The 17,436-nt window shown below is 62.8% G+C and carries 16 protein-coding genes and 1 pseudogene; 5 read left to right on the top strand and 12 right to left on the bottom strand.

Annotated elements, in window-relative coordinates; genetic code table 11:
• Window positions 1-9: 9 nt before the first annotated feature.
• Entirely contained in the window at window positions 10-972 is a 963-nt protein-coding gene (locus BV82_RS17690) for an alpha/beta hydrolase (protein ID WP_036996287.1), read from the top strand.
• A gap of 84 nt (window positions 973-1,056) precedes the next feature.
• Here BV82_RS17690 and BV82_RS17685 read toward each other — a convergent pair whose 3' ends face one another.
• From BV82_RS17685 to pvdM, 6 genes are all read right to left on the bottom strand, one after another.
• A complete protein-coding gene (locus tag BV82_RS17685; protein WP_036996285.1) occupies window positions 1,057-3,552 on the bottom strand; it encodes a TonB-dependent siderophore receptor in 2,496 nt (831 codons plus the stop codon).
• Window positions 3,553-3,674: 122 nt separating this feature from the next.
• On the bottom strand, window positions 3,675-5,324 hold the full coding sequence (locus tag BV82_RS17680; RefSeq protein WP_036996283.1) for a cyclic peptide export ABC transporter: 1,650 nt from the start codon (window positions 5,322-5,324) through the stop codon (window positions 3,675-3,677).
• Window positions 5,325-5,338: 14 nt separating this feature from the next.
• Window positions 5,339-6,679 (bottom strand): lysine N(6)-hydroxylase/L-ornithine N(5)-oxygenase family protein, encoded by a 1,341-nt coding sequence (locus BV82_RS17675; protein WP_036996282.1) that lies wholly within the window; start codon window positions 6,677-6,679, stop codon window positions 5,339-5,341.
• 154 nt (window positions 6,680-6,833) lie between these two features.
• Window positions 6,834-7,688, bottom strand: a complete 855-nt coding sequence (pvdO, locus tag BV82_RS17670) for a dihydropyoverdine dehydrogenase (RefSeq protein ID WP_026001275.1) — start codon at window positions 7,686-7,688, stop codon at window positions 6,834-6,836.
• Between the two features lie 27 nt (window positions 7,689-7,715).
• Entirely contained in the window at window positions 7,716-8,987 is a 1,272-nt protein-coding gene (pvdN, locus tag BV82_RS17665; RefSeq protein ID WP_010222458.1) for a pyoverdine-tailoring periplasmic protein PvdN, read from the bottom strand.
• An 18-nt stretch (window positions 8,988-9,005) separates the two neighbouring features.
• Entirely contained in the window at window positions 9,006-10,367 is a 1,362-nt protein-coding gene (gene pvdM, locus BV82_RS17660) for a pyoverdine-tailoring dipeptidase-like protein PvdM (RefSeq protein WP_010222457.1), read from the bottom strand.
• Between the two features lie 186 nt (window positions 10,368-10,553).
• Between pvdM and BV82_RS17655 the strand changes: the two genes are divergently transcribed.
• Window positions 10,554-10,997 (top strand): hypothetical protein, encoded by a 444-nt coding sequence (locus tag BV82_RS17655; protein WP_010222456.1) that lies wholly within the window; start codon window positions 10,554-10,556, stop codon window positions 10,995-10,997.
• A gap of 384 nt (window positions 10,998-11,381) precedes the next feature.
• On the opposite strand, the gene pbpG is transcribed toward BV82_RS17655, so the two are convergent.
• Window positions 11,382-12,305: a D-alanyl-D-alanine endopeptidase gene (pbpG, locus tag BV82_RS17650; RefSeq protein ID WP_026001274.1), complete on the bottom strand. Its 924-nt coding sequence runs from the start codon at window positions 12,303-12,305 to the stop codon at window positions 11,382-11,384.
• A 405-nt stretch (window positions 12,306-12,710) separates the two neighbouring features.
• Here pbpG and BV82_RS17645 point away from each other — a divergent pair, with 405 nt between their 5' ends.
• Window positions 12,711-12,917, top strand: a complete 207-nt coding sequence (locus tag BV82_RS17645) for a DUF6434 domain-containing protein (protein WP_010222454.1) — start codon at window positions 12,711-12,713, stop codon at window positions 12,915-12,917.
• A 15-nt stretch (window positions 12,918-12,932) separates the two neighbouring features.
• On the opposite strand, the gene BV82_RS17640 is transcribed toward BV82_RS17645, so the two are convergent.
• Window positions 12,933-13,499 carry a hypothetical protein gene (locus BV82_RS17640; RefSeq protein ID WP_010222453.1) on the bottom strand — a complete coding sequence of 189 codons (567 nt, stop codon included), beginning with the start codon at window positions 13,497-13,499 and terminating at the stop codon, window positions 12,933-12,935.
• A 282-nt stretch (window positions 13,500-13,781) separates the two neighbouring features.
• Between BV82_RS17640 and BV82_RS26460 the strand changes: the two are divergent.
• Window positions 13,782-13,919, top strand: a pseudogene (locus tag BV82_RS26460) (N-acetyltransferase); the annotation flags it as partial.
• 16 nt (window positions 13,920-13,935) lie between these two features.
• Here BV82_RS26460 and BV82_RS17635 read toward each other — a convergent pair.
• The 3 genes from BV82_RS17635 to BV82_RS17625 form a co-directional block, all read right to left on the bottom strand.
• Window positions 13,936-14,904, bottom strand: a complete 969-nt coding sequence (locus tag BV82_RS17635; protein WP_036996280.1) for a Gfo/Idh/MocA family protein — start codon at window positions 14,902-14,904, stop codon at window positions 13,936-13,938.
• Window positions 14,905-15,051: 147 nt separating this feature from the next.
• Complete coding sequence (locus BV82_RS17630) at window positions 15,052-15,234, bottom strand: hypothetical protein (protein ID WP_010222451.1); 183 nt, start codon at window positions 15,232-15,234, stop codon at window positions 15,052-15,054.
• Between the two features lie 95 nt (window positions 15,235-15,329).
• Entirely contained in the window at window positions 15,330-15,680 is a 351-nt protein-coding gene (locus tag BV82_RS17625; RefSeq protein ID WP_010222450.1) for a hypothetical protein, read from the bottom strand.
• Window positions 15,681-15,838: 158 nt separating this feature from the next.
• Between BV82_RS17625 and BV82_RS17620 the strand changes: the two genes are divergently transcribed.
• Window positions 15,839-16,657: a shikimate 5-dehydrogenase gene (locus BV82_RS17620; protein ID WP_036996278.1), complete on the top strand. Its 819-nt coding sequence runs from the start codon at window positions 15,839-15,841 to the stop codon at window positions 16,655-16,657.
• 89 nt (window positions 16,658-16,746) lie between these two features.
• On the opposite strand, the gene BV82_RS17615 is transcribed toward BV82_RS17620, so the two are convergent.
• Entirely contained in the window at window positions 16,747-17,391 is a 645-nt protein-coding gene (locus tag BV82_RS17615; protein WP_036996277.1) for a YceH family protein, read from the bottom strand.
• Window positions 17,392-17,436 lie beyond the last annotated feature (45 nt).

Raw genomic sequence — 17,436 nt, 5'->3', positions numbered from 1 at the left:
GATGCTTCCATGTCCTTGCACCCTGATCTTTCTGCCTTTCTGGAGCTTGCCGAGTTCGGTCGCCTGACCGGCAAAAGCCAGCCTCTGCACGCGTTGCCGCTGGCCAAGGCGCGTGCCGATTTCGAGGCCACTTCGCAGATCCTTGACCCCAACCCGCCGGGCGAGCTGCAGGTCAGCGCCCTGCAGTTGCCGACCCGCGACGGTAGCGAGATTGCCGCGCGGCTCTATCGCCGCAGCGCCAGCGCCGCTAAAGCCTTGCCGGTGATGCTCTATTTTCATGGTGGTGGCTATGTGGTCGGCAGCCTCGATTCCCATGATTCGGTGTGCCGCCGCCTGGCGCTCAGCGGTGAGTTCGCGGTGTTGGCCCCGGCCTACCGGCTGGCACCGGAACACCGCTTCCCAACTGCCGTGGAGGATGCCGCCGACAGCCTGGCAGCGCTCGTCGAGCAGGCCGGCGCCCTGCACCTGGACAGCGCTAAAGTGGTGCTGGCCGGTGACAGTGCCGGGGCGACCCTGGCCACGGTGCTGGCGGCGATGGCCGCGTCCGGGGCGTTGCCAGCGGCACTGCGGCCGGTGGCGCAGTTACTGTTCTATCCGGTGACCGACATCAGCCAGCTGCGGGCGTCCCATCAGCGTTACGCCGAAGGCTACCTGCTGGAGTCGGCCACCCTGGAGTGGTTTTACCAGCACTACGCGCGCACGCCAGCCGACCGTCTCGACTGGCGCGCCTCGCCGCTGCTCGGCAGCGCCATTGCCCAGGTGCCGGCCTACGTGGCGCTGGCCGGCTACGACCCGCTGCATGATGAAGGCCTGGCCTATGCCCAGTGGTTGCAGGCGGCGGGTACCGAGGTGACCTTGAGTGTCGAAACCGGTCTGTCCCATGATTTCTTGCGCATGGGCGGCATCGTCGCCCAGGTGGAGCAGGTCTACGCACAGGCATCGGCCTGGCTTGGCCAGGTGCTCGAACGCTGAGGCCCGAACAGCAAAACGCCGCCCCGGCAAAGGTCGCTCCCAGGAGCCTGGCCTTTGCCGGGGCGGCGTTTGTGTGCAGGACGATCAGAACTCGTACTTGGTGCTCACCAGGAAGCTGCGCGGTTCACCGTAGGAGCCGCTGTAGAAGTTGTCATCCAGGGAGCTGATGTACTTCTTGTCGAACAAGTTGTTGACGGTGGCGGTGGTCGACCACTTGGGCGTCAGCTGATAGCGGGCCATCAGGTTGAAGGTCGCGTAGTCGCCTTGCTTGGCCTTGGCCGGCGCACTCAGTTGCCAGGAGTCGACAGTGAAGTGAATGCCGCTCTGCCAGTTCATGCCACCGCCGACGGTCAGGCGATCCAGCTCGCCGGGCAAGCGGTAGGTGGTCCAGAGTTTGAACAGGTCGGTCGGGACGATGGTCTTGACCCGCTCGCCGTCATGGTCCTTGACCACCGCATGGGTATAGCTGGCGGCGATGTTCCAGTCCGGCATGATCTCGCCGTTGACTTCCAGGTCGATGCCCTTGGTCTTGGTTTTTTCCGCCTTGTAGGCGGTGATCAGGTCGTTGCTGGGCAGGGTGCCGTTTGGGATCGCATCGTTGTCCAGCTTGACCTCGAACAGGGCCAGGGCGGTGTTCAGGCGGCCGCCGAAGTATTCGCTTTTCAGGCCGATCTCGTAGTTGTCGCCTTCACGTGGGTCGAGCAGCTTGCCGTCGCGGGAGCGGTAGGGCTGCGGCTTGAAAATGCTGGTGTAGCTGGCATACACCGAGTGGATGTCGTTGAGGTCGTAGACCACGCCGGCATACGGGGTGACTTCGCCGCTGACCTTGACCGAGTCATCGGTATTGTTGCGCACCATTTTCGGGACGTTGTAGTGCAGCATGGCGTCGTACTTGTAGTTGCTGACCCGCGCGCCGAGGATCACCGAGAGGTCGTCGGTGGGCTTGAGGCGGGTGGCCAGGTAGGCGCCGTTCTGCCGCTGCTTGAGGTTGTCGTCTTCGCGGTTCATGGTGTAGGTCGGGTTGGGCGCATAGTTGTCCCAGGTCCAGATGTTCACCGGCTTGCCGCTGACGCCGTTGTCGCTGCCGCCATCGGCGGTCGGGTGGCCGAAACCGTTGCGGCGGTTTTCGTAGTCCTGGTAGTTGAAACCGACCACCAGTTCGTGGGTGCGCCCGCCCAGCTCGAAGGGGCCGGACAGCATGATGTCGAGGCCGCGCTGTTCCTGGGTGTTGTCGCCCTTGGTGGCGGTGTATTTGAGTTTGTCGCCGGTTTCGGCGTTGACGAAGCCGGTGGAGGTGCCGACGATGATCGAGTTGTAGTCGCGGGTGCCGTACAGCGAGTTGGCGGCGACCTTGAGGGTCCAGTCGTGGGCCAGTTTCTGTTCGATCGAGGCGAAGGCGTTGACTGTCTCCTGGCGGTTGGTGCTGTTGCGGCTGGCACCGTTGGCCGAGCGCTGCATGTGCACGCGGTTGCCCTTGTTGTCGACGATCGGCAGGCCGGTGGTGGAGAAGCCGCGTGGGTCGCTGTTGAGGTAATCGACGCCGACGGTGAGCAGGGTGCTGTCGGTCAGGTCGGCCTCGACGATCCCGTAGAGGATGGTCTTTTCCTGCTGCAGGTGGTCGGTAAAGCTGTTGCCTTGCTGGTAGGCGGCCACCGCGCGGCCGCGCAGCTTGCCGTTTTCGGTCAGCGGGCCGGAGACGTCCACTTCACTGCGGTACAGGTCCCAGGAGCCGAGGCCGCCGCTGACGTAACCCTTGAAGGTGTCGGTGGGGCGCTTGCGCACCAGGTTGATGGTCCCGGACGGGTCACCGGCACCGGACATCAGGCCGGTGGCGCCGCGAACCACTTCAATCCGGTCATAGATGGCCATGTCCGACAGCGCCTGGGGCAGGGCCTGGCTGAAGGCGAAGGAAGTGGTGGGCAGGCCGTCGTACTGGTAGTTGTCGATGGCCAGGCCGCGCGAGTACACATACAAGCGGTCACTGCCCGGGCTCTGTACGTTGATGCCGGCCGTCTGTTCCAGCACCTGGCCGATGCTGCGCAGGTTCTGGTCGTCGATGCGCTGGCGGGTCATGACGCTGACCGACTGCGGCGTTTCGCGCAGGCTCAGGTTGAGCTTGGTGGCGGTGTTGGTCGAGCCAGTGGTGTAGGAACCTGTGCCTTCAGTGGTGCTCCCCAGCCCGGTGGCACCAATGGTCGTCGCCCCCAGTTCGACCGAGCTCGACGAGCCGCGGCCGGTGACGGTCAGGGTATCGCCCTGCAGGCTGTAGTTGAGGTTCGTGCCGCCGAGCAGGATACCAATCGCCGCTTCCGGCTGCAGGCGCCCTTGCACCGGCGCACCACGCAGGTTCATCACATCGTCAGGGCTGAACAACAGCTGCACGTTGGCCTGCTGGCCGAAGCTCTGCAAGGCGCTGGACAGCGGTTGCGCCGGAATGTCGAAGGCCACTTCCCGTGCCTGCACCTGGGCAGCCAGCGGCAGGGCCAGTGCCAGGCCGAGGGTGGTGGAAACAATGCGCGGTTTGAGCAGCCTGCGCATCATCAGCGCTTTGGCTAGAGGTGAAAGGGCGTGTGCTGGCATGGTGTGCTCTTGGCAGGGTGGCTACTTGATTGATAATGATTTCTATTACTGGTGATGAGACGTTCGTAGGCCCGCAAACCGGAAAATTATTTTCGGCCGCGGGCTTTTTCAGTGCGAAGGGATCAGGCCAGTTGCGGTTCGCTGACGACGCTGCCGGCGTTCATGCGCACCAGCTGGTCGGCGACGTCGAAGTAGCGATCGTCGTGGGAGATGACAATGATGGTCTTGCCCAGGCGTTTGAGGTCCGGGAGCAATTCGGTGTAGAAGATCCGCCGGAAGGTCGGGTCCTGGTCGGCGGCCCACTCGTCGAACACCAGTACCGGGCGTTCTTCGAGCCAGGCATTGAGCAGGGCCAGGCGTTTGCGTTGCCCGGTCGACAGGTCGGTGGTGCTGAACACCCCGTCGCGGACACTGACTTTGTGGTCGATTTCCAGGCGCCGCAGGTAGCGGTCGGCGTCGGCGGGAATCTGCGTGTCACCCTGGACCACATCGTCGAACAGGTAGTAGTCGGCAAAGATGGTGGTGAACAACTGCCGATAATCGTCGCGGGTTTCGGCCACCACCGGCGTGCCGTTGAGCACGATGCTGCCACCTTGTGGCGCGTACAGGCCCAGCAGCAACTTGATCAGGGTGGTCTTGCCGCAGCCGTTTTCACCGACGATGAAAATGATCTCGCCCTGTTCGATGCGCAGGTTCACCGGCCCCAGCCGAAACGGCTCGAAGCCCTCCACGCGGGGGAAGGTGTAGGTCACATCGGTCAGTTCCAGGCTGTTTACCGCAGGCGCTGGCGCGCCGTTGTCGCTGAGCAGCAGGTGAGCCTCGGGTGAGGAGAACTGCTGCGACAGTTCGGCGATGCGCCGAAACGCAATCTGCGCGCGGCTGACGATCGGCAGGGTGCTGACCAGGTGATCGAGCGGGCCTTTCATGTACAGCAGCACCAGCACGAAGCCGCTCATCGCCGCCTTGTTGTCGCTCGGCCATAACGACTGCATGGCCAGGGCCAGGCCGATGACCACGAAGAACAGCATCGAGCCGAAGCTCTTGGCGATCACGAAGGTGTTGATCGAGCGGATCTGCGTGGCGCAGATCCGTTCGGCGGTGCCCTGGATGCCCTGGACGAACATGCGCTGGCGCCGTGGGCGGTGGATGCGCAGTTCCTTGGCCCCTTCGGCGATGGCGTGGTAGTGCTTTTGCAGTTCGTCCTCGGCTTCACGCGCCGCTTCAAAGCCTTTCAGGCCGCGTGCGCGGGCGATGAATTGCACGGCGGTGCCCAGGGCAATGGCCAGCAGGATCAGCAGGAACATCGGCCACGACAGCATCGCCAGGTAGCCCAGGCAGCCGAGCACCACGGTCAGGGAAATCGCCAGCGGGGCAAAGGCGAAGGCGAAATCGCTGATGGTGTCGACGTCATGGGTGAGCACCGGAATCAAGCGGTGGCTGCGGTATCGCTCGATCTGGTCGATGGGCGCGGCGAGCACCTTCTCGCCCAGTGTCTTGCGCAGTTTGGCGATGATGTGCTGGCCGACGTGGTTGGTGCCGATGTCGGAGCAGATGGTGCTGAGCAGCGCCAGCAGGCACAACCCGGCAAAACCCAGGACAACGCCCTGGGTCAGGCCGCTGTCGCTGTGCAGGGCGCTGTTGATGGTCGCCAGCAGCGTGGTGACGCTGATGCCGCCGACCATGCCCAGGGCGATGGACATCGCCACCAGCGGCCAGAACGGTTTGAGCAGGCCGAACAGGTCGCGAACGGCGCTGCGGGATGGACGGGTCATTGACGTCTCTCGCTTCAGGCGTTGATGAGGTCGGCGGCCAGCGGGCTCTCGCGCAGGGTGCGCGGCGTGTCCAGCGCGTGGTACAGCGCCTGGCTGATCTCGTCGGCGCGCGCCGGCAGTACTGACAGCAGGGTGTCGCTCAGGCCGTGGGAGGCCTCACAGAAACCTTGCAGGTAGATGCCCGCTTTCAGGCGTGGATCGCTCAGGGCGCGGTAATGGCGATCGACCTGGAAGTCCTGCAGGTACTCCTGCAGCGGCGCCAGCAGCTCGCGGTGCGAGCGGCGCTCGTAGCCGGTGGCCAGAATCACCGCGTCATACCGGTGGGTCTGATCCTTGCCGGTGGCGTGATCGCGCAGGGTCAGTTCGATGCCCTGGTCGGTGGCCGAGACCGCTTCCACTTCACGGCGGCAGAGTACCGAGTGGCGGAACTGGTGCGCGACTTTCTGCCGGTAGAGGATGCCGTAGATGCGCTCGATCAGGTCGACGTCAACCACCGAGTAGTTGGTGTTGTGGTATTGCTCGATGAGTTTTTCGCGGTCCTGGGGTTGTTGCTCGAACACCAGGTCCGTGTAGGCCGGGGCGAAGATCTCGTTGACGAACGGGCTGTCATCGGCAGGCTTGAGGGCCGAGGAGCGCAGGATCATGTCGACCTTCACCGACGGGAAGCTGTCGTTGAGGTCGATGAAGGCCTCGGCCGCGCTTTGCCCGGAGCCGATGATGGCGATGCGCATGGCCTGGCCCTGGGCGCACGGCAGTTGCTCGAGCGCCGCCAGGTACTGGGAGTGGTGGAACACCCGCGGGTCTTGCTTGAACGGTGCGAAAAGCTTGGGAATACGTGGCGAGCCACCGCTGCCTACCACCACCGAGCGGGTCAGGCGGCTGTGCTCGCGGCCCTGGCTGTCACGCGAGACCAGCTTGAGCAGGTCGATGGCGTCGCCGTTGAAGTGCGGCTCGATGCGCACCACTTCTTCACCGTAGACGGCCTGGTCGGCAAAGTGCTCGGCAACCCAGCGCAGGTAGTCGTTGAACTCCAGGCGGCAGGGATAGAAGGTGCCCAGGTTGATGAAGTCGACCAGGCGCCCTTGCTTGTGCAGGTAGTTGACGAAGCTGTAGGGGCTGGTGGGGTTGCGCAGCGAGACCAGGTCCTTGAGGAAGGAAATCTGCAGCTCGCTCTGGGTGGCCAGGGTGTTGCCGTGCCAGCGGTAGTCCTGCTGCTTGTCGATAAACAGTGCCTTGAGTGCCTGGCCGCTGCTTTGCGCGCGCTCCTGCAGGGCAATGGCCAGGGCCAGGTTGGAAGGGCCGAAGCCCACGCTGATCAGATCGTGGAGGGTATCGTGCGAAGTCGTCTGGCTCATGTCGTCGATTCCTTGAAGGAGAAATTCGGGGCGGGTGCGATGGCAAACAGGCCCCGCTGCGGTCGATGGCAGCGGGGGATCTACCGTTTGAAACGAGTGGATAGACGGGGAATTTAGCGCGCGGCCCGGTGGCTTCCGGGCCATGCGCCAGGCATCAGAGTTCGCGGGCTACGCGCAGGCCAAGCCAGTCGCCGCGGATATCGGCCGGGCGATCATTGCGATTGCCGGAGCGGGAAAAGATCGGTGCCTCGCCCCAGTCGTTACCGCGAATGTGGCGGGTGGTGCAGCCAGGTTCCACCCAGGCGCTGCCGTCGCTGGGGGCGCCGACATAGTTTTCGTGCCAGCAGTCGGCAACCCACTCGTAGACATTGCCGTGCATGTCGTAGACGCCAAAGGCGTTGGCCGGGTAGCTGCCCACCGGCGAGCTGAAGCTGAAGCCGTCACGCGGGCCGTAGGTGTTGGCGTTGCGGGTGATCTGATAGTCGGCGCCAGGGTCCATGGCAAAGGGGAACGGCCCGCTGCTGCCGGCGCGGGCGGCGTATTCGCGCTCGGCCTCGCTGACCATGCGGTAGTGCTTGCCGGTCTTTTTCGACAGCCACTCAGTGTAGGCCTGGACATCGTGGTAGCTCATGCACACCGCCGGCTGGCGTGGCTTTTGTTCATAGCGCGGTTTGCTCGCCTTGCATTCGCGGCCGGGGCGGGTGTCGCCGTCGGCAATCACCACGCCGGACTCACGCAGGTAGGCGTCCCACTCGCCAGCGGTCACCTGAAAGCGGCTGATGGCGAAGGGTTTGGCGAACGTCACGGTGTGCAGCGGGCCTTCATCGGGCTGGCGCCCGACTTCGTCATCGGGGGTGCCCATCTGATAACTGCCGGCGGGTAGCACGACCATTTCCGGGCAGGCTGCCTTGCAATCGCGAAACACCGTACCCGGTGTCTGGGCGTTGGCGGCCTGGGCACTCGATAAGCCAAGTGCGGTGAGCAGGGCGGCCAGGGAGAGGCGGTACATCAAGGGTGCGGACATGAGCGAGCCTTTTCAGAGTTTCTTGATCAGGAGGGCCATGGCCCGGTCGATTTCCTGCTCGTTGTTGAGCAGCCCCGGGGCCATGCGCAGCACTGGGCCGGCGTCGCGGTCGACGGCGTCGACGACGATGCGGTTGCTGGTGAGGTAATTGGCCAGGGCGTCGGGGTCCTGGCCCTTGACCCGAATGAAGGTGAAGCCGGCCGAGTGTTCGCGGCTGAGCGGGGTCACCAGCTCGATGGCCTTGTGTTCGAGCAGGCGCTGCTTGAGGTAATCGTTGAGCTGGTGGATACGCGCCTGAACCTCGGCCTTGCCCAGTTGCAGGTGCAGTTCGAAGGCCTTGCCCAGTGCCCAGCGGTGCTCGAAGGCGTGGTAGCCGCCCGGGGTCATGATGGTGGCAAAGTCCTCGTCCTCGGAGAACGTGGCAAAGGTTGGCACCAGGTTGCTCATCTGCTCGGAGGCGGCGCAGATGATCCCGGTGCCGCGCGGGCCGAACATCCACTTGTGGGTGCCGGAAATGAAATAGTCGCAGTTGAAATCGGCAAAGTTGGCGTCCTCCACGCCGAAGCCGTGCACGCCGTCCACCACGTAGAGAATGCGCCGGTCTTCGTCACGGTCGCGATTGTGCTGGCGCACCAGTTCGCCGATCTGGCCAATGGGCAATTTCACCCCGCTGCCGGAGTGCACCCAGGTCATGCCCAGCACCCGGGTGTTGGCGTTGATGGCCTGGTCGAGGGTGCTCAGCACCTGGTCGGTGGAAATCTCCCGTGGCTGCTGGAACAGCCGCAGCTTGCGCACCTGGGTGCCCTCATGGCGCTGGCGGAACGCCAGGGCTTTGCGGGTCGCATAGTGTTCGTGCTCGGTGGTGAGAATTTCCTGGCCGGGGGCGACTTTGAGGCGGCCATAGATCATTCCCAGGCCTTCGGTGGTGCTGCCGGTCAGGGCGATCTGCCGCGGGCGTACCGCCAGGTAACGGGCTGCCCAGTCGCGCACCTCACCTTCGCGCTGCCATTCGATCTGGGTTTCCCAGTCAACCCAGTGCGCCGGGTTGCGGTCGATCTCGGCGCGGTAGTAGTCGATGGCCTCCTGCACCGGGCGCGGGTGGGCGGTGACCAGAAAGTTGGCGAAGTGCGCATAGGCCGGGTCCAGGGGAAACAGTTGGCGCAGGTTGTGCCATTTGTCCTTGCCGCTCAGTGGCGCCGGCGCGGCTGCCAGGGCCTGGGGCAACAGCGGCAGGCTGGCGGCGAGCAGGCCGGCCTGCTTGAGAAAGGTGCGACGGTCAGTCATGTCTAAAGCTGCCTGGATTCAAGGAGTAGAGGTACTGGCAATGGGGCGGGCGGCTCGTTGCACCTGGTCCCAGACCCGCAGGAAATTGCCGCTCCAGAGCTTGGCGATGTCGGCTTCGGAGTAACCGCGGCTGAGCAGCTCGGCCGTCACGTTGCGGATCTCGCTGACATCCTTCCAGCCCTCCAGGCCGCCACCGTCGTTGAAGTCGGAACTGATACCGACATGGTCGATGCCCATCTTCTTCACCGCGTAGTCGATGGCGTCGCCGTAGTCCTTGAGGGTGGCCTTGGGTTCCTGCTCGACAATGTCGTACAAGCTGCCGGCGTACTCGCCAAAGCGTGCCTGCGGCCAGATGGCGATAACCGCATCGCCGGGCATCAGGGCATTGGCCAGCCCTTGCAGCGGTTGCAGGCCAAAGCGCGCGCGCAGGGTTTCGAGTTTGTCCAGGCTCGGCTTGCTCAGGGGCTTGAGGTAGGTGCCGAAAGCCACCACCTGCAGCACGCCGCCGCTGTCCTTGATCAGTTGCATTTCCTTGTCGCTGAGGTTGCGCGGGATGTCCACCAGTGCGCGCGGCGCCGAATGCGAGGCAACCATGGGCGTGCGGCTGAGGCGGGCGACGTCTTCCAGGGCCAGGGTCGACATCTGCGAGACATCGATGATTACCCCCAGGTCGTTCAGGCGCTTGACGGCTTGTTCGCCCAGCTCGGACAGGCCGCCCAGGGCATCGGGGGTGTCGTTGAAAAACGGCAGCGGTCGCGAGGAGTCGGCCCAGTCGTTGTTGGCCACATAGCTGAAGCCGAACATGCGCATGCCGCGCTTGGCCCACAGGTCCAGTTGCGACAGGTCGTGGCCCAGCGGGTAGGCGTTGAGCATGCTGATGAAAATGGCGAACTTGCCTTCGCCATTGAGGCGGCGCAGGTCATCCGGGGTATAGGCGATGCCGACCTGATTGGGGAAGTCGCGGACCATGTTGCTGATGATTTTGTAGCGCACTTCCTGCTGGTTGCGCGCTTCGTCGACAAACCCCGGGGTTGGCCGATGCGGGGCATTGGGGCCGTTCCACAGCTCCGGCCAGCCAAAGATGGTCAGCGCCGCGCCCGAGAGCCGGCCCTTGCCGGCCTTGACCAGGTCGAACTGGCCGGGGCCGTCCTTGTCGAATTCGTTACCCTCGTTACCGAACTTGAGCGGCACGGTGATGTGGCTGTCGAACGTCAGCATGTGCTCATGCAGGGCATTGGCCTGCTCGACGATCGGGCGCGGGTAGCCGGCCGCCTGCTTGTAGTACAGGTAACCGGCTGCGGCCGCGCCCAGTGCCACCGCCAGGGCGAGCGGCAGGCCGATGTACAGGGCTTTGCGGGAACGGGTCTTGGTCTTGGTCATTGCCATCTCGACACTGGGCTGATCGGAACGGCTTGCCCGGTGCACTGGCGTGCCGGGGGCAAAGCACGGGTATCAGGAGGGACGAATGGCGCTTGGGCAAATTTATCCAGGCGCCGGTCTGGCTCAAGTTTCTGCGTGTACGGTCGATAGCCGGGCTAACCCCAATACCATCAGGATGATAGAAACATGGCAGGTTTTAGCGCCGTCTCAATCAACGGGACCCCTTTGAACAGCGGCATCGGCACAGGCATCACCATCACCGGGCAGGAAAAAACGGCCGGGTTGGAGGCGCAGGGTGCGGTCAACGTTGACATGTCCAAGGTGCGTGATAGCGGCAAGGCCGAAGAAGCCAAGGAAAGCGCCAGCGAGGGTGAAGAGCCGGCACACATCAAGCAAATGCGCGAGATGATCAAGAAGCTGCAAAAGCAATTGGCCGAGCAGCAGAAGCGTTTGCAGGAAGTCATGTCCAGGGACATGGAACCTACCCTCAAGGCTGCGGCCGTTACTGCCGCGCAGTCGGCGGTGGGCGCGACCATGGCGGCGATCGCAAGCGCCACGGCGGCACTGCTCAAGGCGCTGACCGAAGCCGGTGGCAGCAGTTCGGGCTCGCTGGTCAGTACCAACGCCTGAGCCATAAAAAGGGTTCTTCATGCGATCCCGGGGACGATGATTTTGGGGTTGGGTCGAGATGTTGAGGTTGTGGGCTTATCCATTCGTTGTGGTGCTGCGGCTGGCCCCTTCCGCCTTTACGGCGGCCTACTTTTCTCTTGGGAAGAAGTAGGCAAAACCGCTTGCTCCTGCATACGGCCCTACGCTGCGGGAGCGAGCGGTTTTGGTTCCTTTTGCCAAGAACAAAAGGGACCCGCCGTAAAGGCGGAAGGGGCCAGCAGCGGCGCCACATAGAATGGATAAGCTCGCAGCCTCAACAACCCAAACCAACCCAAGGATCATAGCCCCCAGGCTCCCGTGAAGAACCACACAAAAGGGCCTGTACATACACAGGCCCTTTTCTGTTCAGTCAGCCAACTGACGGTCCTGGCTGCGCTCGGACTTGTAGCGCATGGCCACCGCCGGAGCCGGCTTGGTGCTGCCGGTCTCCAGCCACTGGCGCATGCGGCTGGCGTCGGCAAAGTGGGTGTACTTGCCGAAGGCATCGAGAATCACCATGGCCACCGGGCGGTTGTCCATCTTGGTCAACAGCACCAGGCAGTGGCCGGCATCATTGGTGAAGCCGGTCTTGGTCAGCTTGATGTCCCAATTGCTCTTGTTGACCAGGTGGTCGGTGTTGCGAAAGCCCAGGGTGTAGTTGGGCTTGCGAAACGCCACGGTCTGCTCGCGGGTAGTGCTCAACTGGCTCAGCAGCGGGTAGTTGCGCGCGGCCATCAGCAGCTTGCTGAGGTCACGGGCGGTGGACACGTTGTTGATCGACAGGCCAGTGGGTTCCACGTAGCGGGTATGGCTCATGCCTAGCACCTTGGCCTTGGCATTCATCGCCTTGATGAACGCGTTGTAGCCACCCGGGTAGTTGTGCGCCAGGGTCGAGGCGGCGCGGTTTTCCGATGACATCAGGGTGATCAGCAGCATGTCCTTGCGGTTGAGCTGGCTGCCCAGCTTGACCCGCGAGTACACCCCTTTCATTTCCTTGTTCTGGGCGATGGTGACCGTGAGCATCTCGTCCATGTTCTGCTTGGCGTCGAGCACCACCATGCCGGTCATCAGCTTGGTCACCGAGGCGATGGGGACAACCCGGTCGGGGTTGTTGGCGTAGAGCACCTTGTTGGTTTGCAGGTCGATCAGCAGGGCACTGCCAGAGGCCAGGCGCAATTTCGCCGGATCGCGTTGTTGCTGGGCCGGGGGTTGAGCAGCAGCGGTCGACGTGACAGTCGCAGTACCTGTGAGCAACAGGAGCAGGCTAAGAATCGAAAGGGAAGTTTTCACGTTGAGGCTCACTAAAAGTTGTTATGTCGTTGGCTGTGCAAGGGTTTTCCCCCAAAAAACCGCTGCATTCTGGAGTATGGCTCAGATCCTGTCGATTGCCCTGCATCCGTTGGACGGAACATGAAAAAGATTTAATCGTGTACCCATTTTGTACCCATTTAGCTGACTTTCCAGCTGGCTCAATTTCGATCAGTCATTAGCTGAAATCGATCAAGGTCCTGGAGACGGATGCCGGTGATTTCAGACTGACTCGGGTCGCGATATCCGATGATTTTCTTATGCTGATCGTCCATGGTGAATCCTCGGGTTGCGCGCCACGATATGATGCAGTAATGAACCGGACAGCAGGTACTGCTAGGCTCGCCACTCATGTGACTAACGATTTACATCACCAAAGGAATGGAAATGATCTTCGACTGGCACGCTGGCCCCATTACACGCACCACCCCGCTGGATAAAAACTACCGCAATACGCAGAAGGTCCGGCAGTTCCTCACCGGCGAATGCGGGGCGTCGTTCACGTTCGATCGAGCATTCATGGCCTGGATTAAAAGTGGCGAGCCCTTGACGATGGGTGAAGTGGCGGATGAGTGGACTCGCACTCACCGTTGATCTGAGGGGCACATTTCAGGGTCTCGTCAACCTTGTCATCATGCTGCCTGCTGCGTTGGCGGCTATCAGCGCCACTGCACAGGCAGCCAATGAGAACAGCGTAAAAGCGCCCATTACATGCAAGTAAGGAAGTACGTGATTCCATGCTCGAGCTACCCCCAAGAAAGCGGCAAATAGCCAGCCGCTCATAGAGAGAGCACCCAAAAGAGCAAGGCGAGTGCGGGCAGAGTTGTGTAACAAGACAAAAGGAGTTTTTTGCAGCAGTGGGAAACCCATCCGGTGCAACAAAGCGCCATTGAGACTAAGCAGCGCGACAACGCTCACCTTGGCCCAGAGCTTTTGATTGAGCAGATACGCGCTCCCCTCATAGAGGTAACCCTGGAGCACCAGCAGCATGCCGCTTCCCCACAGTGCCAGTAATGCGAGCGTGACGATTTTTTGAGTCTCTTCGAGATACTCACGTTGTACCTGGCTCAACACATCCTTGCGCCAGCGCCATAGCTTTTGATCAGCCTGTAACACCCTCCCCAGAGCAATACAGGTGGCAATCAGATGACCATACACGAGTAGCATTTTGAGCATTACCTGGACCTTATTTTTATGTGGGCAATGCACTCCCTCGCACCCTTTATGTGAAACTAAATGATACATATTATTGCTTGCATCAACAAGTTGCCGGCCCAGCCGCCCATCTGGATCCGTTTGCTTTCAGCCAGCGCTTGCCAAGCTGACGGGGCTGGATCTACCCGTCAGCTTCTTTCTCTCGGTGGGCATTTGTTACAGTCGTGACCTTCTTTGGTCAACCGGACGACCTCTTCATGATCGCCAACATCGAGTTCACCAGCAGCCCCACCGAACAGCGCGGGCTGTACCGGTATCTGGCTGGATACTTTCAGCTTCCAGGCGCCGGCGTTTTACCGCACGCTCGGTTTTACGGTTTTTGGTGAGCTCGCCGACTATCCGCCGGGGCATACCCGCTACTTCATGCGAAAGCTGCTCTGAGACCGGTGAAAAACGATCATTGGCGGCCCAGAATCCGATCCATCACCCAGTCGGTCTTCAGCGCTTGTGCTGCGACTGCCGGGTGCCTGGCCGTACCGCGAATATGCGCATTCATGCCCAGTACGTGATGCCACTGGATATGCTCGGGGTTGGCGATCTGCAGGCTGAGCTGTTCGTCGGCGTCCAGGCGCACCGGGTACTCGTCGAACACTGAAAAGCCGATCCGGCCTTTGCTGCCGATGATCTCGACACGGTCCTCGCGGCGGTCGGCGACGAAGTTCCAGCAGCCCGTGCCCAACGCGCCATTGGCGAAACGCCAGCTGGCGGCCACGGCGTCTTCGGCGGCATACAGGCCGGCCTGGCGGGCGCTGCAGCCGGTGACGTCGACGATGTCGCCGAGCAGGTACTGGAACAGGTCCAGGCCATGGCTGGCGAGGTCGGCGAAGTAACCGCCACCGGCAATCTGCGGATCGGTGCGCCAGTTGGCGCTGCCGTTGCGGTCGGCGTCGGTGGCTGGCTTGGTCAGGGTCCAGCTCAGGTGCCGGACCTCGCCAATGCGCTGGTCTTGCAGCCATTGGCGAACTTGCTGGAAGCGCGGCAATGAACGTCGGTAATAGGAGACGAACAGATGCCGCCCGGCGTCGACGAAGGCCTGTTGCATCTGCCGGCTGCTGGCGGCATTGAGCGACATCGGTTTCTCCACGCAGCAGTGCTTGCCGGCCGCTGCGACCTGCAGGCTGTAGGCGCAGTGGCTGTCGGGTGGGGTGGCGATGTACACCGCGTCGATCTGCGGGTCGGCAATCAACTGCGCCGCATCGCTGTAAACCTTGGTGATGCCATGGCGCGTGGCATAGTCCTGGGCGGCGGCGGGGCGCCGGCCCATCACCGCCACCAGCGCCGACCCCGGCGCCTTGTAGAAGGCCGGGCCACTCTTGCGTTCGGCAACGCTGCCGCAACCGATCATTCCCCAGTTGATTACCTTCATGACGACGTCCCTATTGCGTGCCTGTTCATTCAGCCTCGGGCGATGATAACAATCCCCGGCAAACGGATCGACCGCGCATAAAAAGCCCCGCCAAAGGGCGGGGCAAGGGGCTGTGCGGAGCAACGCACGATAAAACCTTGGCGGCCCTCAGGCCTGCAGGCCAGGGCCTTCCAGCCGGTCGGCGAGGGCCTGGGCGGCGGGCAACGAGGTCAAGGGCCCGGAGATTGGTTCGCCATTGCGCACCAGATACCAGCAGGCCAGCAGGCCCAGCTCCCTGAGCGAGGCGGGGACAGCGCTGCCGATGACGGACATGATGTTGATAGGGGCCATGGGGGAGTCCTCCCGTGAATCATGGGCCTACCTTAACGGCCAGTGCGCAGCGGTTGAAATCAACGCGCTCGATAGTGATCATCAGCGGTATTTCTTCACCAGCGCGGCGGCCCGTAATACACCGGCGGCGGCCCATAGTAACGCTCGCGGTAATAGGGCGGCGGTACCGGCACGTAGCGCTCGACCACCGGGTACGGCTGGTAATAGACCGGTGGCGGTGGCTGCATGTAGACCGGAGGCGGCCCGTAGTACACCGGTTGGCGTTCGACATAGACCGTGCGGTCGCGGCCGCCGTAGAACGCCGAACCCACCACGGCACCGACCACCGCCGCTCCAATCAGCGGCGCCACCCGGTAATGGCCACCACCACCGCCATGGGCGGCTGCCTGCCCGCTGGCGGCCAGGGCACCAACCAGCAGGGCGATTATCGGAACATGACGGTTCATAGCCATTCCTCACAGAACGACCCCGACGCCGGGGATACTTATAAGACTGCGGGAATTGCGAAAATCACACAGCTTTTGAGTAAAGGTTATGTAAGCGCCGATCAGCGGTCGGCGGCGAACGTGGGCATAATGCCGGATCGCTCGAAGGGGAGAACTCAATGGCTGTTGTTCCAGGCAAAGACACCGTGCTGTGCATCTCGCTGGCCGGGCGTCCGGGCACTTTTGGTGTGCGTTTTCATAACCATCTGTATCAGCAGATGGGGCTGGATTATTACTACAAGGCCATGACCACCCAGGACCTGCCGGCGGCGGTCGGCGGCATTCGTGCCCTGGGCATTCGTGGCTGCGGTGTATCGATGCCGTACAAGGAAGCCTGCATGGCCCTGGTCGATGAAATCGACCCGTCGGCGGCGGCGATCGAGTCGATCAATACCATCGTCAACACCGACGGTCACCTCAAGGCCTACAACACCGATTACCTGGCCGTGCGCCGATTGCTCGAGCAGCACCAGGTCGACCCTTCTACCGCCTTCGCCTTGCGCGGCAGCGGCGGTATGGCCAAGGCGGTGGCCAGTGCCTTGCGTGATGCGGGCTCTACCCAGGGCATCATCGTCGCCCGCAATGAGCAGGCCGGGCGGCAGTTGGCCGACAGTTGCGGTTATCGCTGGCAGGCGACGCTGGGCGACCTGTGCCCGCCGATGCTGGTGAATGTCACGCCGATTGGCATGGCCGGTGGTGTCGAGGCCGACCAGCTGGCATTTACCCCCGAGGCAATTGCGGCGGCGCAGCGGGTGTTCGATGTGGTGGCGATGCCGGCGTTGACGCCATTGATCGTCGAGGCCCAGCGCTTGGGCAAACCGGTGATTACCGGGCTTGAGGTCATTGCCTTGCAGGCGCTGGAGCAGTTTGTGCTGTACACCGGGGTGCGGCCGACCGATGAGCAGGTGGCGCGGGCGGTGGCGTTTGCCCGCGGCTGAATGGTAAAACCTATCGCGGGGCAAGCCCGCTCCCACAGTGGATCTGATGGTACACAACCCTGTGGGAGCGGGCTTGCCCCGCGATGCTGTTACTCGAACTGCGCGAGGCGCTCTTCCAGCGCCGCAATCCGCGCTTCCAGCGCTTCGATCCGCTCCAGTGACACCGCGCCACCGGCCGAGCGCTCCGGCCCTTGCTGGCGCGCCGCCAGAATCGCCTCGATCTCGGCCGGATCCCCCAGCGCATGGGTGTAACGGTCCTCACGCTGCCCGGCCTGGCGCGGCAAGTGCAGGGCGAAACCGCGGGCGATCAAGCGTTCAAGCTGGTGCACGACCTGCTCGGCATCTTCGAACTCATGCATGCGGTTGCTGCGGGTCAGCAGTTCGTTAACGGTCTGCGGCCCGCGCAGGAACATCAGCCCGAGCAGGGTCACCTGCGCCGGCACCAGCTCCAGGGCCTTGTCCACGCGCTGCTCCCAGCGGTCGGCGCGGCTGCCCATCTGCAGGCGGGTCAGGCCCTGGCCTTCCAGTGCGCGCAGGGCCTGGCCGACCTGGCCCTGGCTGAGGTTCATCACCGGCTCCCGGCTGGTCTTCTGGTTGCAGGCCAGGACCAGGGCGTTGAGGGTCAGCGGGTAGGTTTCCGGGCTGGTGGCCTGTTTTTCGATCAGCGAACCGAGCACGCGGATTTCGCTGCTGCTGAAACGCGCGTCGGAAGAGGTTTGGTGTTCGGCGGACATGGCCCTGTCTCTATGCGAAGAAAGGCCTCTAGCCTAGGTGCGCAA

The organism is Pseudomonas donghuensis, assembly GCF_000696345.2.
GTDB classification, from domain to species: domain Bacteria; phylum Pseudomonadota; class Gammaproteobacteria; order Pseudomonadales; family Pseudomonadaceae; genus Aquipseudomonas; species Aquipseudomonas donghuensis.
The sequence above is the reverse complement of the archived record's forward strand: the minus strand, read 5'-3'. Positions and strand labels throughout refer to the sequence as shown.